This is a genomic window from Sphaerisporangium sp. NPDC005289 (assembly GCF_040607455.1).
In the GTDB taxonomy this organism is placed as follows: Bacteria; Actinomycetota; Actinomycetes; order Streptosporangiales; family Streptosporangiaceae; genus Sphaerisporangium; species Sphaerisporangium rhizosphaerae.
Map to the genome: position 1 here is coordinate 313078 of NZ_JBEXGS010000009.1, position 17129 is coordinate 330206.

Here is a 17129-nt window from a genome sequence, read left to right on the forward strand (position 1 = left end):
TCGGTCCACCTCGGCGGGGGACGCGCGCGGGCGTCCCCCGCCTCCGCCCCTGAAGACCTCCCCCGAGGGGGTCATCCGCGCGCGAATCCCCCGTCCCGGGGGTGTCTCACCAGGGTTGGAGGACGACTTTGTTGCACTCGTTCTCCTTGTGCTTGAACATCTCGTACGCGTGCGGCGCGTCCTCCAGCCGCACGCGGTGGCTGATCACGAAGGCGGGGTCGATGTCCCCGGCGCGGATCCGCTCCAGCAACGGCTTGAGGTAGCGCTGGACATGGCACTGGCCGGTCCGCATGGTCAGCGACCGGTTCATGAACGACCCCACCGGGAACTTGTCGACGAAGCCGCCGTAGACGCCGATGACCGAGACGATCCCGCCGTTGCGGCAGGCCATGATGGCCTCGCGCAGGACGTAGGGCCGGTCGGTCTCCATCCGCGTCGCCTGCTTGGCCCGGTCGTAGGCGTGCATGGCGGGGACCGGGTAGTGCGCCTCCATGCCGACCGCGTCGATGCAGGCGTCGGGGCCCCGGCCGGCGGTCATGTCGCGCAGCGCGTCCAGGACGTCGGTCTCCTCGTAGTTGAGGGTGTCCGCGCCCGTGCGTGCGGCGATCTCCAGCCGGTACGGGAAACGGTCGATGACCACGACGCGTTCGGCGCCCAGCAGGAAGGCGCTCACGGCGGCGAACTGGCCGACCGGGCCCGCGCCCCAGATGGCGATGACGTCACCGGGCTTGATGTCGCACATCTCGGCGCCCATCCAGCCGGTCGGCAGGATGTCGGACAGGAACAGCACCTTCTCGTCCGGCAGGCCGTTCTCGATCTTGATCGGTCCGACGTCGGCGAACGGCACGCGCGCGTACTGCGCCTGGCCGCCCGGGTAGCCGCCGAGCATGTGGGAGTAGCCGAAGATGCCGGCCGGCGCGTGTCCCATGAGCTTCTCGGCCAGCCCCGCGTTCGGGTTGGAGTTCTCGCACACCGAGTACATGCCGCTCTGGCAGGACAGGCAGCCGCCGCACGCGATCGGGAACGGGACGACCACGCGGTCCCCGACGCGCAGGTTCGACACCCCCGGGCCGACCTCGACCACCTCGCCCATGAACTCGTGGCCGAGGACGTCGCCCTTCTTCATCGTGGGGATGTAGCCGTCGTAAAGGTGCAGGTCGGAGCCGCAGATGGCGGTGGAGGTGACGCGGACGACGGCGTCGCGCGCGTTGAGGATCCTCGGCTCCGGGACCTCCTGGACCTCGACCTTGTCGCGCCCCATCCAGCAGATGGCTTTCATGGGGTCCTCCTCATCTCATCGGCTGGGCCACGTGCTGGAACAGCTGCCGGATGGCCCGGGTGCCCTCGGGGCTGCCCTCCGAGCGGGTCACCTCGCCGGTCTCCATCACCTGCTTGAAGCGCCGCAGGTCGTCCCGCACCTGCTGGTCGGGGTGCTCGCCGAGCAGCCGGGCGAAGGCCAGGCCGAGCCTGCCGACCGGCGCGTCGTAGTCGATCCGCACGCGCACCTCGGTGCCGCGCCCGCCGGGAGCGTCCATGAAGCGCACCGATCCGCGGTTGCGCACGGTGGCGCCCTCCAGCGACCGCCAGGCGATCAGTTCGTCCTCGCGGTCCTGGACGATCTCGGCCTCCCACTCGACGGGCTTCCTGGCCGGCCCTCTGGCCCGCCACCGGGAGTGCCCGCCCGGGCCGGTCTCCACCGAGTCCAGGTGGATCATGAACCGAGGCAGGTTCTCGAAGTCGCGCCAGAACCGGTAGACCTCCTGACGGGGCCGGTTGACGGTGATGGAGGCGCGCAGGCCGGTGGTGGGCGCGACCGGCGTGATCGTCCCGCCCTTCTCGACCCGCATCGCGGCGTACAGGTCGGCGGCCGTCATGCCGGCCACCGCCGTCGAGACGGCCATGACACGGCGGCGTCTGGCGCCCGCGCGGCGAGCCAGGGCGCGGCCGAGCAGCGCCAGGTCCATGGCGTCGCCCGCGACCCGGGTCCACACCATCGACGCCGGCCTGCGGCTGCCGAGCAGGGCGGCCGCGTGGAGCAGTTCCCGCATGCCGACCAGGCGCACCGTGGCCCGGGACACGGCCGAGTCCTCGAAGCCGCCGAGCCGGCCGAGGACACGGGGTGCGGCGAGCTGCGCGGCGCCCAGTCCCAGGCTGGCCCATCCGAGCGCCGCGGCCAGACGGCGGGCCTTGTGATTACTCGCTCCGCTCATGTGAACCTCACATGGCTGGGTATGTGGCGATCCGGCGCACCGGCGGCCCCTCGCGACGGGCGCGTCCGGCGCGCCGCCCGGTCCGGCCGACGGCGGACCTCTCGTTTACCAGTGAGCCGTACCCCTTCGACGTGGGACGACACAGATCGGCCCATTCCCGCGCCGGAACCAGACCGTATCGAGGGAACGCGGTGACGCGCGCACCGGTTTGAGCGGCTCCACACGGGGGTAGCCCGGCCGTCCGCATCGCGCGTGCCGCGGCGCCACTCGGCCGGGGCCGGATTCGGGTCAGGCGGGCGTGCCTGGGCCGGCCGGATCGGCGGCGACGGAAGAGTCCTCGTCGATGGCGGAGGGGTCTTCTTCGGTGACGAAGGGGGCCTCGCCGGCGGTGGTGGAGAGGTCCTCATCGGCGGTGGAGAGGTCCTCGGCGGTGGTGAAGGGGTCCTCGGTGGGGAACAGGATGGGGCTGAGCAGATAGCGCGCCCGGCCGGGAGCGGGCGGGTTGGCCAGGCGGGGGGCGATCGCCGCGCGCATCTGGGCGATCATCTCCAGCAGTTCCTCGCGGCTGAGCCAGACCGCGTGCTGCCGGTAGCCGACCAAGTCCGCGACCGGGTCGGCGCCTTCGCGGCCGAGATAGGAGCCGAACTCGGCGAGCAGGGCGGCCATGGCCACGGCGAACCCGCGGCGATGGTCGTCGGCCGACAGCGACCGCATCGCCTCGGCGTCGATCACGGCCCTGTCCTGGCGGAGCCGGTACCGGCGCTCGACCGCGCCGCGCACCCGTCGCTCGCCGGCCACCTCCAGGACCCCGCCGGCCGCGAGCAGGTCGACGTGCCGGTAGACGGTCGCCTTGGAGACGTCGGGGATGCGCGCGCTGAGCTCGGAGGTGGCGAGTTCGCGCCCGCCGCGCATCGCGTGCACGATGCGCAGCCGCACGGGGTGGGCCAGGAGCTCCAGAGGGTCCATCGCCATACGATCTCATATCTGCTACCGTTCGCAAAAATGAGAAAGGATGGCGTCTGGCATGGGGAACGACACCGACCCTGCGGCGATCGCCGTCACCGTCGTCGAGATGGCCCGCGACGGACGGTTCACCGAGATCGAGGCGCTGTTCGCGCCACGGTTGCGCGCGGTCGTCTCCGCCAGGACACTGCGGATGGCCTGGGCGGCCGAGATCGCCTCCATCGGCCCGGTCTCCGCCATAGGAACCCCGGCGACCGAACCGATGCCCGATGGCGCGGACGGACCGGCGGGAGACGCGGCCGGCGGACCGCCGGAGGGCTCAGGCGCAGGACCGGCGGGCGCATCGGGCGGCGGAGCCGGACGGGCGGGGCTGACACGGGTGAGTGTGCCGGTGAGCGGGCGGGATGGCGGGCTCACCGTGGTGATGTCGGTGGACGGGGCCGGCGCGCTGAACGGCCTGCGACTGGCCCCCGCGGCCACGACGTCCTGGGCGCCGCCGCCCTACGCCGCGCGCGGAAGGTTCGGCGAGCACGACGTCACGCTCGGCACCGGTCCGCTCGCCGTGCCCGGCACCCTGACCATGCCGCGCGGACGGGGCCCGCACCCCGGCGTCGTGCTGCTGAGCGGCGGCGGTCCGTTCGACCGCGACGCGACGAGCGGGCCGAACAAGCCGCTGAAGGACCTCGCGTGGGGCCTGGCCTGCCGGGGGGTCGCGGTGCTGCGGTTCGACAAGGTGACCTGCGTCCACGGCGCGCGGGTGAGCGACGCGGACGGCTTCACGATGACCGAGGAGTACGTGCCGCACGCGGTCGCCGCCGTCCGCCTGTTGCGGAGCAGGCCCTCCGTGGACGCCGCGCGGGTCTTCGTGGCCGGCCACAGCATGGGGGGCAAGGTCGCGCCACGGGTCGCGGCGGCCGAGCCGTCCGTCGCCGGGCTGGTGATCATGGCGGGTGACGCCGAGCCGATGCACCGTTCCGCCGTGCGGGTCGCCCGCCACCTCGCCTCGCCGGCCATCGGCGCGATGACGGAGCCGGATGCCGAGGCGATCGCCCGGCAGGCCGCCCAGGTGGAGGATCCCGCCCTTTCGCCTTCGACGCCCGCCGCGCTGCTGCCGCTCGGCCTGCCGGCGTCGTACTGGCTGGACCTGCGCGCCTACGACCCGGTGGCCGCCGCGGCGGCGCTGGAGGTGCCCATGCTGATCCTCCAGGGCGGGCGCGACTACCAGGTGACGGTCGAGGACGACCTCGCGCGGTGGAAGGCGGGCCTCGCGCGGCGCGCGGACGTCGAGTTCCGCCTCTATGCGGCCGACGACCACCTGTTCTTTCCCGGGACGGGCCCCTCGACGCCGGCGGGATACCAGAGGGCGCAGCACGTCGACCCCGCGGTGGTGGCCGACATCGCCGCGTGGCTGCACCCAGCACCCGGCAGGTTCAGCCGGTTCGCCAGGTTCACCCGGTTCGCCCGCCGCGGCTGAAGGCCGGCCGGGGCGTGAGACCCCGGCCTCGTCCGGGCCGGGAAGGGTTACCAGCGGCCGGTCTTGAGGAGCTGGCCACGGACGGCGCCGTCGGCGAACTGCTCGGTGTGCATGTTGGCGTACCAGTTCCCCGGGTTCCTCTTGATCCCCGCCAGCACACTCAGGTCCTTCACCCGCACCGAACCAAAGGCGGAGTTACCGCGGATCGTGCCATCGTGCAGCAGATCGATCACCACCGGACCGTTCACACCGGCCTTACCCCGGTGAATGTGGAACGCCGTCGGCCTGCCCGTCCGCTTCCACTGCACCAAGTAGAACATCCGGTTCCCCTGGATCCGGAACTTCGCCACCGCGACGCCATCCCGATCGTTCACCTTCTTACCCGGCTCCCGCACCTCATTCCGGCCCAGCAGCACCGCACCGAAGTAGTAGCTCTTCGGCTTCACCGTCACATGCCCGGCGGCCGAAACCGTGGACGCGGAGGCCGCGCTCACCTTGGCGGGCGAGGAGGCGGTGGCCGCCCCGGCCGGCACCGCGACCGCGCCGAGGGCCAGCGCCGAGATCGCCGCCCCCGCCGTCATCCGGCCGGCCACGCGCTGCCAGGTCTTCCGCTCGCGGCCGGTGCGCTCGATGTTCGTCATCAGAATCTTCCTTAGGTCTGCCGTAAGGGTGCGTTTCGGACAACCCAGACGTTAGGTCCGCGGCCGGCGGCGTTATACGTAGGAATCCACACAGCGCCGCGAGCGTGCACAACGGCACACACCGCGCCTCAGGTCTCCCTCCAGGAGCGCTCCTGCGCTGGAGGAGGGGACTTCGTGTTTGGCGGGTCCGTCACGGGTACAGGGGCTCGCACGAAGGAGCGCTGACCATGCATCCGTCAGCGCCAAGGCTCAGCACCCTTGAGCGCTGACCGTGCATCCGTCAGCGCCAAGGCTCGGCACCCTTGAGCTCCGGCCGTGCACGGTCGGCGCCAGAAGCCGAGCGTCCACGATGCGTTGACCGTGCGTCAGTCAGCGCGCACGACGCGGACCGGTTCCTCGCCGCGTGCCGTGAGACGGACCCCGGACCTCACCGCTCCGCCCGAGGGCACGCGGTCGTCCGAACACGTACGGGGGCGGTCGCCGCACCGTCCTTCCAGTCTCCTAGGAGTGCCGCATGACGTTCAATCCCCTGCACGAGCGCGGAATCCCGCTGGACAAGCAGCTGCGCAACTGGCGTGAGCTCGACGTCGCCCCGGTCGACCCCGACCACTCCGATCCCTACACCCGGTGCCGGATCATCGCGATGAACGGCATCGAGGTGGAGGCGATCATGTTCAGCCACCAGCTCGCCCGGCACTGCCCGAGCGTGGAGCTCAAGCAGCAGCTCGCCCGCGTGCGCTACATCGAGGCCCAGCAGCAGAAGGCCGTGAACTGGCTGCTGCCCGGCCTGGCCTCGGTGCTGGAGACCACGATCGCCTACGAGCAGGTGGCCGTCGACCTGACGGCCTGGGTCGCCCGGATGGAGCCCGACCCCTACCTCAAGCGCGCCTACCAGTTCGGCGTGCTGGAGGACTTCGACCACCTGTACCGGTACGCCAACCTGTACGAGCTGATCGAGCACCGCAAGGCAGAGAAGATCGTGGACGACCTGACCGAGGTCATGCCGGGACGGCCGACCTACCTGCACCACCGCGACCCGGTCGACAACGTGCGCGAGCCGTACGACAAGAGCGCCGCGGCGCCGATCTCCAAACTGCACGCCCTGACGATCATGGCCGCCGAACAGCAGACCATGAACTTCTACATGAACGTCGGCCCGACCTACATGGAGCCGATCGCCCGCCGGCTCTACCAGGAGATCGGCCTGATCGAAGAAGAGCACGTCACCCACTACGAGTCGCTGGTCGACCCGGGTGAGACCTGGTGGGAGATGCTGCTCAACCACGAGTACAACGAGTGCTACCTGTACCACTCGTTCATGGAGACCGAGTCCGACCCCAAGGTGAAGGCCATCTGGGAACTGCACCTGAACATGGAGCTGGAACACCTGCGCCTGGCCGCCGAGCTGTTCAAGAAGCACGACGGCCGCGACCCCGAGCAGGTGCTCGCCCCCGAGCTGCCGGCGCCGGTCACCTTCGAGCCCAACAAGGCCTACCTGCGCGAACTGATCGCCACCGAGATCGACTACACCACCATCGGCACCGGATACGTGCAGGACGCCCACGAGCGCTTCGAGAAGATGCAAGAGGCGATCATGGGAGGCGAGCCCCTGCCGTCCGAGCAGGTCATCACCGACAACCGCGACAAGAGCGGCCAGGAGTACCGGCTGGAGACCGAGGGCCCCCACCCGGTGCCCAGCCTGCGGACCGACCGCTGACCACCGGCACGGCCAAGGAGGAGACGATGACGCAGGACCCGCCCGCCCCGGAGACGATGGCCGAGGACGACGTGATCGAGCTGCTGCTGCGCCAGCACGCGCTCATCAGGGACCTTTTCGACCAGGTCGAGCAGGCGTCCGCCGAGGAACGGCCCGAGGCGTTCACCCGGCTGGTGCGCATGCTCGCCGTGCACGAGACGGCCGAGGAGGAGACCGTCCACCCGTACGCGCGCAAGAAGATCGACGGCGGGGACGGAGTCGTGGACGACCGCCTGGCCGAGGAGAACCAGGCCAAGCAACTGCTGGAGGACCTGGACAAGAACGGGCCCGACGCCCCCGACTTCCTGGAACGACTCCTCCTGCTCCGCACGGCGGTGACGGCGCACGCCCGCAGCGAGGAACGCTACGAGTTCACCCAACTGCGCGCCCAGACCACCGCCGCCGAGCGCCGCGCCCTGGCCGCCGGCGTGAAGGCGGCCGAGGCCATGGCGCCCACGCATCCGCACCCCGGCATCGAGTCGGCCACCAAGAACGTGCTGGTGGGAACGCCGGTGGCGATGATGGACCGGATCCGCGACGTGGTCCACCGGGCCATGGACCAGCACAACAGCTGACCGGGCCGGCACCCGCCCGGCCTCCCGTCACGGAGAGGCCGGGCGCGCCCCGCACGAAGGCCGCCATGACCGGGCGCGGCCCGAAGGAGCGCGCCATGACCGGGCGCGGCCCGGAGCAGGGCGGTCATGATCGGGCGCGGTCCAGTCGGGGCGATGCCGGCGGCTGATCCCGATCGCGCCGTGGTCGCCGGTAGGGACGGGTGCTCTCGCGGATCTTCAGCTCGGGCGCCAGCATGGTGACCTGCGGCTGCGGCTCGCCGCGGATCAGGCCCGCCAGGCGCCGGACGGCCGTGCGCGCCAGGTTCTCCACCGGAAGCACCAGCGAGGTCACCGGGGCGGCCATCCGCTCGGCCACATCGTCGGAGCTGATGGCGATGACGGAGATGTCCCGCGGGACCCGGCGGCCCGTGCCGGTGAGCCGGTCCACCACCAGCGGCAGCGCCCACTCGTTGTAGACGATCAGCGCGCTCATGCCCGGCAGCCTGCCGAACATGGCGTCGAGCGCCGTGACCACCCCGCCGGACGAGGGCTCGCACGGCTGCCACGCGGCCTTCGCCCCCGCGCGGGCCAGCGCCTCCAGCGCGCCGTCTCGGGCGTGCGCCGCGTAGGCCCCGCCGCGCGCGTAGGCCTCCGGCGGTTGCCCGAGGAACCCGACCTCGGTGTGCCCGAGATCGAGCAGGCGCTGCGCGCACAGCCGTCCCGACAGGACGAAGTCGAAGTCCACCTGGCACAACCCGGCAGGGTCGTCGGGCGTGCCGACCAGGACGGCGGGACACTCCAGCGTCCTGAGCAGTTCCACCCGCGGGTCACGCCGCTGGACCTCCATCAGCATCACGCCGTCCACGAGCGCGCCGGCGACCGCGTCCTTGATCGCCTTCTCGCCGTCGTCGTCGGTCAGCATGAGCAGCTTCAGCCCGGCGTCCTGCGCGGCCGACAGAGCGGCCCAGACGTAGGGCATCTGCACCTGGTTGTGCGGCCCGTGCACCATCGGCAGCGCCATGGCGATCACCCCGGACCTGCGCGTCCTGATGGACCGCGCGCCCGCGTGCGGCCGGAACCGCAACTCCTCGATGGCGCGCTCGACCCGCTTGACCGTTTCGGCGGAGATGGAACGGTTGCCGCTGAGCACATAGGACACGGTGCTGCGCGAGACCCCCGCGTGCCTCGCCACATCGGCGATCGTCACGGCCATTGCCCGGCTCCCTGGCACCGTCGAACTGATTCGATTCCGGCAACGTAACACCAGGTCGGGCCGCCCACAAGACCTACTTCGAGCCCGGGCCCCGGCCGGCGGCCCGTCCCCGCCCGCTCACGATCCGCGAGGCGTACGCGATGACCGGACGCGCATGGCAGGGTGGTCGAATCGTTCCACCGGCGAGGTCTTCCCAAGCGGTGGGAGGAAAGGAGCGAAATGGGCATGATCTCCGACAGCAGGGAGCACGGCGGGCAGACGTCCGGCGGCGGCGAGTGCGGCCCCGAGGCGTCCGGCGGCGTCAAGCGTGGTCCGCACGCGCCCGAGGACGCGTCGTCGGCCCGGACCCCGGAGGAGACGCGGGCGTTCTTCGCCTCCCGCGCGGCCGGCTGGGAGGAGAAGTTCCCCGACGACGATCCGGCCTTCGCGGCGGCGGTCGGCGCGATGGGGCTGGCCGAGGGCGACGTCGTGCTCGACGCCGGGTGCGGCACCGCCCGGGCGTTCCCCCCGCTGCGGGCGGCCGTCGGGCCCGCGGGACGGGTGATCGGCGTCGACCTGACCCCCGAGATGATCCGATCGGCCCGCGACCGGGGCCGCCACGCCCACGGCCGGCTGCTGATCGCCGATGTGGGGCGCCTCCCTCTGCCGGACGCCGCCGTGAACGCGGTCCTCGCGGCCGGGTTGCTCTCGCACCTGCCCGACCCGGCGGCGGTGCTCGGCGAGCTCGCGCGCGTCACCGTCGCCGGCGGGCGTCTGGCGTTGTTCCACCCGGTCGGCCGCGCGGTCCTGGCGGCGCGGCGCGGCCGCGTCCCCGCGCCCGACGACATCCGCGCCGAGCACAACCTGCGGCCCCTGCTGCGCGGCACCGGCTGGACCCTGACGACCTGCGAGGACACCGGCGAACGCTACCTGGCCATCGCCCTGCGCGCCCCCCACTGAGCACGCGATCGCCGGGTCAGAAGCCGACGTCGCGGCCCATCAGGTCGCCCGCTTCCTCACGGCGGACGAGCAGTCGCGCGCCGTCCGGGCCGACGGCCACGACCGGGGGGCGGCCGGTGAGGTTGTAGGTCGAGGCCATGGAGTGGTGGTAGGCGCCGGTCGCCGCGACGGCGATCACGTCTCCGGGGTGGACGTCGGCCGGGAGCGGCACGTCGTCGGCGATCGTGTCCCCGGTCTCGCAGTGGTGACCGACCACGGTCATCGTGCGCATCCCGCCCTGATGACTGCGGCCGACCACGCGGACCTCGTACCGCGACCCGTACAGCGCATGGCGCGGGTTGTCGCTCATCCCGCCGTCGACCGCGACGTAGGTGTGGTTCAGCGCCTTCTTCACCGAGATGACCCGGTACAGGGTGAGACCGGCGGGGCCGCTGATCGCCCGTCCCGGCTCGACGACCAGCCGCGGCGCGCGCAGCCCGAGGCCCGCGCAGCGCTCCTCGACCGCGGCGGTGAGCCGCCCGGCGTAGTCGACCAGGTCCAGCCCGCGCTCGCTCTGAAGGTAGGCGATGCCGTGACCGCCGCCGAGGTCGAGTTCGGCGAGCATGACACCGTGGGTCTCCCGGATTCGCGCCATCTGCTCCACCATCACCCGCGCCGCGGCCTCGTACGGCGCGGCGTCGGTGATCTGCGAGCCGAGGTGGCAGTGCAGGCCGGCGAGCTCCAGCGACGGCTGGGCGAGCACCCGGGCCACGGCCTCGCCCGCGGCGCCGGTGGCGATGGACAGCCCGAACTGCTGGTCCTCGCGCCCGGTGCGGACGGCGGCGTGGGCGCCGGCCGCGATGTCGGGGACGACCCTCACGAGCACTTTCTGCCGCCGGCCGAACGGGACCAGCGCGGCGAGCCGGTTGATCTCGCCGATGTTGTCGACCACGATGCGGCCGACTCCCCCGGTCACCGCCGCCTGGAGCTCACGCGGGGTCTTGGCGTTGCCGTGGAAGATGATCCGCTCGGCCGGGAAGCCGACCGAGAGGGCGACGGCCAGTTCGCCACCGCTGCACACGTCCAGGCTGAGCCCTTCCGAGCGGACCCAGTCGGCCATCGCGCGGCACAGGAACGCCTTGGCCGCGTAGGCGATCTCGGCCTTGGGCAGCGCGGCGCGGTAGGCGCGGCAGCGCAGCCGGACGTCGGTCTCGTCCAGCAGGTAGGCGGGGGTGCCGAACCGCTGGGCGAGGCGTACCAGGGGGATTCCGGCCAGCGTGGCCTCGCCGCCGGGTCCGAACCAGGCCGCCGAGGGCCACGGGCCCCTGCCGATCTCGGCCACGGGCGGCATGGTGGTCATCGCGATCATGGGTACCTCGCTCCTAACCGGATCTTCGTCGAGTTGCAGGTGCTGGGCCAGCAGGCACATCACGCCACCCGCAGGCGGTGAACGTCGTGGCCCGTCGCGGGGCTCCGCGGGGGCAGGGTCCCGGCGGGGTCCAGGACGATGCCGGTGACGCCGAGGTCGGCGACCATGTGGCGCAGCGCGGGAGCGCTGAGGCGGATCCAGCGCTGGCCGGGGCCGAGCACCCGTGCCAGCGCGAGCGGCGAGGAGAACGCGACCGCCGTCCTGTCGCCCGTGGCCGTGCGGAACAGCCGCAGCGAGACCGTTGCCGTCCCCTCGCGTACCGGCACCACTAACAACGGGTCGGCCATGATGATCCTCCTAGCATCGAAACCGGCGATCGGGGTCAAACCCCTCAAAAGCCAAGCTAGACGGCGATGACCGACCGATGACTTCGCCTTGACGGAGCCCTGACGGCCAGGCCCGAGGAACAGACGCCTTCTTGACGAGCAGCCCGGCAGTGACGGGATTCACGCCGCGGCCGTGAGTGGGCCGGGGCCGCGCGCGATGGGCGGCCACCCGGTGGGCGTCGGCGCTCGCCGCGCGTCCGCGCCCGGCGAGGGCCCCGGACGTGAAGCTTTCACGACGGCGCGAGCCCGGACGCACGGTCGTCCCGGCAAGTGCGCGCAGGACGTTGACCGGGTGATCACCCTGACATACGGTGCGCCAGAAATGTTCGAGGATATGGCGAAATGTTTCGGGCCATGATCGCCATGGCCGGGCCGATGGGAGCCTCGATGACACATCTCAGGTCCGTGTTGCTCGCCTTATGGCGTAATGTCCGCCGGACCGGCAGGCGGCCCGGCGACCGGTCGACGCCGTATCCGATGTCGAGCATTCCGTCCCCGTCCACGTTCGCGAAGGTGGCCGCCGCCGCGGCCGCCGCGGTCGCGGTCGCGGTGGCCTCCCCCGCTCTCGGGGCGTTCGGCGCACGGGGCGGCGATCACGCTACCAAGGTGACACCGAAGATGAACGGGCACTGGGTCAACACGTGGGTGTCGATGCCGCAGCTCACCGAGCCGTCCAACATGCCGCCCGCCCCCTTCACCCAGGACGGCCTCGTGCTCGCCGACAGCACGCTGCGGCAGACCGTCCACACCTCCATCGGCGGGCGGCAGGTGCGGCTGCGCTTCTCCAACGCCTTCGGCGGCGCGGCGCTGCCGATCACGCGGGTCTCGGTGGCGCTCCCCGCCGGCGGCCAGGCCGGCGTCAGCTCTATCAAGCCCGGCACCTCCCAGCCGGTGACCTTCAACGGCCGGCCGTCCGTCGTCATCCCCGTCGGCTCGCTCGCCGTCTCCGACCCGCTGAACTTCGAGCTGGCCCCGCGGTCCGACCTCACCGTGACGATCTACCTGGCGGAGGGGCAGAAGTCCACCGCCATCACCTCCCATCCCGGCTCCCGCACCACCTCGTACATGATCAACGGCGACCACGTGGACGCCGAGGACCTGCCGGGCGCCGCCTCCACCGCGCACTGGTACTTCCTCAGCGGGCTCGAGGTGTGGTCCAAGCCCGGCACCGCGGCGGTCGTCGTCGTCGGCGACTCGCTCACCGACGGCCGGGGATCCACCACCAACGGGAACGACCGCTGGCCGGACCGGCTGCTCGAACGCCTGCACGCCTCTCCGGCCACCTCCGGCGTCGCCGTCCTGAACCAGGCGGCCGGCGGCAACCGTGTGCTCAACGACGGTCTCGGCCCGAACGCCCTCTCGCGCCTCGACCGCGACGTCTTCTCGCAGAGCGGGGTGAAGTGGCAGCTCGTCTTCGAGGGCGTCAACGACATCGGCACCGCCGAAGCGAGCCAGGCCGCCCAGCGGCAGGTCACGGCCGACCTCATCGACGCCTTCTGCCAGATGGTCATCAGGGCGCACGCGCTGGGCATCCGGGTGTACGGCGCGACGCTCACGCCGTTCGGGGGCAACCAGGCCTACGACGATCCGCAGGGGTACCGGGAGGCGTCCCGGCAGGCGGTCAACCAGTGGATCCGCACCAGCCGCCGCTTCGACGCCGTGATCGACTTCGACCGCGCGGCCCGCGACCCCGCCAACCCGCGGCAGCTCCTGCCCGCCTACGACGTGGGCGACCACCTGCACCTCAACCCCACCGGCTACCAGGCCCTGGCCGACGCCGTCCCCGCCCATCTGTTCAAGGACGCTCCCCTTCCCTGGGGCTTCGGCTTCGAATGACGCCCACGGGCCTATCTCCACCAGGGCCCGCGCTGACGGGCCCTGGTGCGGCGTACGGGCCGGCTCACTCGGGCCGGGCGACGCCGAGGACGTGGTTGACGTGGAAGAACTGGAACCGGTCCAGCCCATCGATGGCGAACCCCACCGCGGTCATGGCGGCCAGGACGTCCCTGGCCGGGTGGCAGCCACCGGCGACGCGCGACCAGACCGGGGCGGTGACCAGCCGCTCGGCCAGCCTGAGGGTCGCGTGCTCCGAGCGCTGGTGCTCGTAGAAGTGGAGCCGGCCCCCGGGCCGCAGCACCCGCCGCACCTCGGCGAGCGCCGCCCTGGCCGCGCTCGCCATGCCCAAGCTCGCGCTCGGCATGTCCGGCTTCGAGACCGGCGTCGCGGTCATGCCGCTGGTGAAGGGCGACCTCGCCGGGCGCGTCCGGGGGACCAAGCGCCTGCTCACCGTCGCGGCCGCCATCATGAGCGTCTTCCTGATCCTCAGCAGCTTCGCCACGACCGTGCTGATCCCCGAGCGGGAGTTCGAGAGCGGCGGCAAGGCGAGCGGCCGTGCCCTGGCCTACCTGGCCCACGGGTTCCTCGGCGACTGGTTCGGCTCGCTCTACGACGTCAGCACGATCGCCATCCTGTGGTTCGCGGGCGCCTCGGCGCTGGCGGGGCTGCTCAACCTGGTGCCGCGTTACCTCCCCCGGTACGGCATGGCGCCCGACTGGACCCGCGCGACGCGCCCCCTGGTGCTGGTGTTCACGGCGATCGCGTTCGCCATCACCATCATCTTCGACGCCGACGTGGACGCGCAGGGCGGCGCGTACGCCACGGGCGTGCTGGTGCTGTTCATGTCGGCCAACGTCGCGGTCGCCCTGGCCGCCCGCCGGCACGGGCAGCGCGGGCTGATGTACGGGTTCGTCGCGATCGGCGTGGTGCTGGCGTACACGCTGGTCGCCAACGTCATCGAACGGCCCGACGGCGTGAAGATCGCCTCGTTCTTCATCGTGGCGATCATCGTCACCTCGCTGGTCTCCCGGGCCACCCGCTCGACCGAGCTGCGGGTCAGCGAGGTCCGTCTGGACGCGCAGGCCGACCGGTTCGTGCGGGACGCCTGCGGCGAGATCCATCTGATCGCCAACGAGCCGCATCGGCGCGACCAGGACGAGTACCACGACAAGCTGCGCGAGACCTGGCTGAACCACCGGCTGCACAGCAGGGACCCGATCATCTTCGTCGAGGTGACCGTGCCGGACGCCTCGGAGTTCGAGACCGAGTTGCGCGTCACCGGCGAGGAGAGGTACGGGCACCGCATCCTGCGGGTGGAGAGCTCGACCGTCCCGAACGCCCTGGCCGCGCTCATGCTGTACCTGCGCGACCGTACCGGCCGGGTGCCGCACGTCTACTTCCACTGGGCCGAGGGCAACCCGATCACGGCGATGCTGCGTTATCTGGTGTTCGGCGGGGGCGACGTGCCGCCGCTCACCCGCGAGGTGCTGCGCCAGGCCGAGCCGGCGCTGGAGCGCCGCCCGCACGTCCACGTCGGCTGAGCGCGGGCGCGTGACCGTGCTGGTCGGGCGGACGGCCGGCGCGGAACGGGCCGATCAAGGGCGCTCGTCGGGATCGCGTCAATAATCCAGACGGACGCGTATGGAAGGCGTCAAGAGTCGTATTACCCCCCAAATCTCGCGATTTGCTGACTCTGTGGCCGTCCGTCTGGGCGGCCTCGAGCATGCCGATCCGGATTTCAAGGAGTGGGGATGGCCGACGTCATCTTCGTCGCCCTGACGATCGCGATCTTCGCGATCCTCGGGCTCGTCGTCAAGGCGGTGGAGCGCTTGTGAGCGCCGTCAACGCAGCCGGGCTGGTGGTCACCGCGGCATTGGTGATCTTCATGGTCGCGGCCCTGCTCTTCCCGGAGCGCTTCTGATGTCATCGACCTTCGCGGGCGTCCTGTTCATCGGATCCCTCATACTCGCCCTGGTGCTGACGCACCGCCCCCTGGGCGACTACATGTACCGCGTCTTCACCGGCACCCGGCACCTGGCCGTCGAGCGGGTGGTCTACCGGCTCATCGGCGTGCGCCCCGACGCCGAGCAGCGCTGGAGCGTCTACGCGCGCGCCGTGCTGGCCTTCTCGGCCGTGTCCATCCTGTTCCTGTACGCCTTCCAGCGCCTGCAGGACAAGCTGCTGCTCAACCTGGGCCTTCCCGCGGTGCCCGACCACATCGCCTGGAACACGGCGGTCAGCTTCGTCACCAACACCAACTGGCAGGCGTACTCGGGCGAGTCCACCATGGGCCACCTGGTGCAGATGGCCGGCCTCGCGGTGCAGAACTTCGTCTCGGCGGCGGTCGGCATCGCGGTGGCGATCGCCCTGGTGCGCGGCTTCGCCCGCAGGCGCACCGAGAACCTCGGCAACTTCTGGGTCGACCTCGTGCGCGGCACGGTGCGCATCCTCCTGCCGATCGCGTTCATCGGCGCGCTCGTGCTGGTGGCCGGCGGCCTGATCCAGAACTTCTCCGGCGTGCACGAGGTCGCCACGCTGGCCGGCGGCACCCAGAAGATCACCGGCGGGCCGGTGGCCACCCAGGAGATCATCAAGGAGCTCGGCAACAACGGCGGCGGCTTCTACAACGCCAACTCCGCCCACCCCTTCGAGAACGCCACGAGCTGGACGAACTGGATCGAGATCTTCGCGATCCTCGTGCTGCCCTTCGCGCTGCCGCGCACCTTCGGACGGATGGTCGGCGACACCCGGCAGGGGTACGCGATCGTCGCGGTCATGGGCGTGCTGGCGTTCACGAGCGTCGCCGTGCTCACCGGCCTGGAGATCGCGCACCACGGCACCGTCCCCCAGGCGGTGGGCGCCGCGATGGAGGGCAAGGAGGTCAGGTTCGGCGTGCCGGACTCCGGCGCCTTCGCGGCGGCCACGACGCTGACCTCGACCGGCGCGGTGAACTCCTTCCACGACTCCTTCACCGCCCTCGGCGGCATGATCACCATGGTCAACATGATGCTGGGCGAGGTCGCGCCCGGCGGCGTCGGCGCAGGCTTGTACGGGATGCTCGTGCTCGCCGTGATCACGGTGTTCGTGGCCGGCCTGATGGTCGGCCGCACTCCGGAGTACCTGGGCAAGAAGATCGGCGCCCGCGAGGTCAAGCTGGCCTCGATGTACTTCCTGACCACGCCGGTGCTGGTGCTCGTCGGCACCGCCCTGGCGATGGGTTCGCCGGCCGAGCGGGCGAGCATGCTCAACGCGGGTCCCCACGGCCTGTCGGAAGTGCTCTACGCGTTCACCAGCGCCTCCAGCAACAACGGCTCGGCGTTCGCCGGCATCACGGTGAACACCCCCTGGTACGACACCGTCCTCGGGTTGTGCATGGCGTTCGGCCGGTTCCTGCCGATCATCTTCGTCATCGCGCTGGCCGGGTCGCTGGCCCGGCAGGCGCCGGTGCCGGCGTCGGCCGGCACGCTGCCCACCCACCGGCCGCAGTTCGTCGGCATGGTCGTCGGCGTGACGGTCATCCTCGTCGCGCTCACCTTCCTCCCCGCCCTGGCGCTCGGGCCTCTCGCAGAAGGAATCAGCTAATGGCCACACCTGGGATCTACGCCCCGGGCCGTGCCCCCGCACCGCCCGGACCCGCTCCCGAACCCCGCGACGAAAAGGTCGGCGGCGGGCTGCTCGACCCCAAGCAGCTCCTCACCTCACTGCCCGAGGCGCTGCGCAAGCTGAATCCGGTGACGTTGTGGCGTAACCCGGTGATGTTCATCGTGGAGGCCGGGGCGGTGTTCACCACCGTGCTGGCGGTGACCGGC

At 71.5% G+C, this 17129-nt stretch carries 17 protein-coding genes; 9 read left to right on the forward strand and 8 right to left on the reverse strand.

The window, feature by feature from the left end; genetic code table 11:
- Positions 1–106: 106 nt before the first annotated feature.
- From ABZT47_RS18680 to ABZT47_RS18690, 3 genes are all read right to left on the reverse strand, one after another.
- On the reverse strand, positions 107–1279 hold the full coding sequence (locus ABZT47_RS18680; RefSeq protein WP_354843120.1) for a zinc-dependent alcohol dehydrogenase: 1173 nt from the start codon (positions 1277–1279) through the stop codon (positions 107–109).
- Positions 1280–1289: 10 nt separating this feature from the next.
- On the reverse strand, positions 1290–2210 hold the full coding sequence (locus ABZT47_RS18685) for an SRPBCC family protein (protein WP_354843123.1): 921 nt from the start codon (positions 2208–2210) through the stop codon (positions 1290–1292).
- A gap of 288 nt (positions 2211–2498) precedes the next feature.
- Positions 2499–3176, reverse strand: coding sequence for a helix-turn-helix domain-containing protein (locus ABZT47_RS18690; protein ID WP_354843126.1), 678 nt, complete (start codon positions 3174–3176; stop codon positions 2499–2501).
- Between the two features lie 58 nt (positions 3177–3234).
- On the opposite strand from ABZT47_RS18690, the gene ABZT47_RS18695 reads away from it, so the two are divergent.
- Complete coding sequence (locus tag ABZT47_RS18695) at positions 3235–4647, forward strand: dienelactone hydrolase family protein (protein WP_354843129.1); 1413 nt, start codon at positions 3235–3237, stop codon at positions 4645–4647.
- A 47-nt stretch (positions 4648–4694) separates the two neighbouring features.
- On the opposite strand, the gene ABZT47_RS18700 is transcribed toward ABZT47_RS18695, so the two are convergent.
- Positions 4695–5288 carry a CHRD domain-containing protein gene (locus ABZT47_RS18700; RefSeq protein ID WP_354843132.1) on the reverse strand — a complete coding sequence of 198 codons (594 nt, stop codon included), beginning with the start codon at positions 5286–5288 and terminating at the stop codon, positions 4695–4697.
- A gap of 514 nt (positions 5289–5802) precedes the next feature.
- On the opposite strand from ABZT47_RS18700, the gene ABZT47_RS18705 reads away from it, so the two are divergent.
- Entirely contained in the window at positions 5803–7005 is a 1203-nt protein-coding gene (locus ABZT47_RS18705) for a hypothetical protein (RefSeq protein WP_354843134.1), read from the forward strand.
- 26 nt (positions 7006–7031) lie between these two features.
- Entirely contained in the window at positions 7032–7619 is a 588-nt protein-coding gene (locus ABZT47_RS18710) for a hemerythrin domain-containing protein (protein WP_354843137.1), read from the forward strand.
- Between the two features lie 124 nt (positions 7620–7743).
- On the opposite strand, the gene ABZT47_RS18715 is transcribed toward ABZT47_RS18710, so the two are convergent.
- The gene (locus ABZT47_RS18715; RefSeq protein WP_354843140.1) at positions 7744–8811 is read right to left on the reverse strand and encodes a LacI family DNA-binding transcriptional regulator; all 1068 of its coding nucleotides are present in this window, start codon (positions 8809–8811) and stop codon (positions 7744–7746) included.
- 219 nt (positions 8812–9030) lie between these two features.
- Here ABZT47_RS18715 and ABZT47_RS18720 point away from each other — a divergent pair, with 219 nt between their 5' ends.
- Entirely contained in the window at positions 9031–9750 is a 720-nt protein-coding gene (locus ABZT47_RS18720; RefSeq protein WP_354843143.1) for a methyltransferase domain-containing protein, read from the forward strand.
- A 16-nt stretch (positions 9751–9766) separates the two neighbouring features.
- Here ABZT47_RS18720 and lysA read toward each other — a convergent pair whose 3' ends face one another.
- Both lysA and ABZT47_RS18730 read right to left on the reverse strand, forming a co-directional pair.
- On the reverse strand, positions 9767–11098 hold the full coding sequence (lysA, locus tag ABZT47_RS18725) for a diaminopimelate decarboxylase (protein ID WP_354843145.1): 1332 nt from the start codon (positions 11096–11098) through the stop codon (positions 9767–9769).
- 59 nt (positions 11099–11157) lie between these two features.
- Positions 11158–11445 carry an SAV_915 family protein gene (locus tag ABZT47_RS18730; protein ID WP_354843148.1) on the reverse strand — a complete coding sequence of 96 codons (288 nt, stop codon included), beginning with the start codon at positions 11443–11445 and terminating at the stop codon, positions 11158–11160.
- Between the two features lie 516 nt (positions 11446–11961).
- On the opposite strand from ABZT47_RS18730, the gene ABZT47_RS18735 reads away from it, so the two are divergent.
- On the forward strand, positions 11962–13320 hold the full coding sequence (locus ABZT47_RS18735) for an SGNH/GDSL hydrolase family protein (protein ID WP_354843151.1): 1359 nt from the start codon (positions 11962–11964) through the stop codon (positions 13318–13320).
- A gap of 64 nt (positions 13321–13384) precedes the next feature.
- Here the strand turns inward: ABZT47_RS18735 and ABZT47_RS18740 are convergent, their stop codons facing one another.
- Positions 13385–13684 (reverse strand): hypothetical protein, encoded by a 300-nt coding sequence (locus ABZT47_RS18740; protein WP_354843153.1) that lies wholly within the window; start codon positions 13682–13684, stop codon positions 13385–13387.
- Between ABZT47_RS18740 and ABZT47_RS18745 the strand changes: the two genes are divergently transcribed.
- The 4 genes from ABZT47_RS18745 to ABZT47_RS18760 form a co-directional block, all read left to right on the forward strand.
- Positions 13662–14861, forward strand: coding sequence for a hypothetical protein (locus ABZT47_RS18745; protein ID WP_354843156.1), 1200 nt, complete (start codon positions 13662–13664; stop codon positions 14859–14861). The genes ABZT47_RS18740 and ABZT47_RS18745 overlap by 23 nt on opposite strands.
- Positions 14862–15151: 290 nt before the next feature.
- Positions 15152–15241, forward strand: coding sequence for a K(+)-transporting ATPase subunit F (kdpF, locus tag ABZT47_RS18750; RefSeq protein WP_354843158.1), 90 nt, complete (start codon positions 15152–15154; stop codon positions 15239–15241).
- A complete protein-coding gene (gene kdpA / locus ABZT47_RS18755) occupies positions 15241–16902 on the forward strand; it encodes a potassium-transporting ATPase subunit KdpA (protein WP_354843160.1) in 1662 nt (553 codons plus the stop codon). The genes kdpF and kdpA overlap by 1 nt, the downstream gene beginning before the upstream one ends.
- A partial coding sequence (locus tag ABZT47_RS18760) for a hypothetical protein (protein WP_354843163.1) occupies positions 16902–17129 on the forward strand: 228 nt, incomplete at its 3' end. The genes kdpA and ABZT47_RS18760, both read left to right, overlap by 1 nt.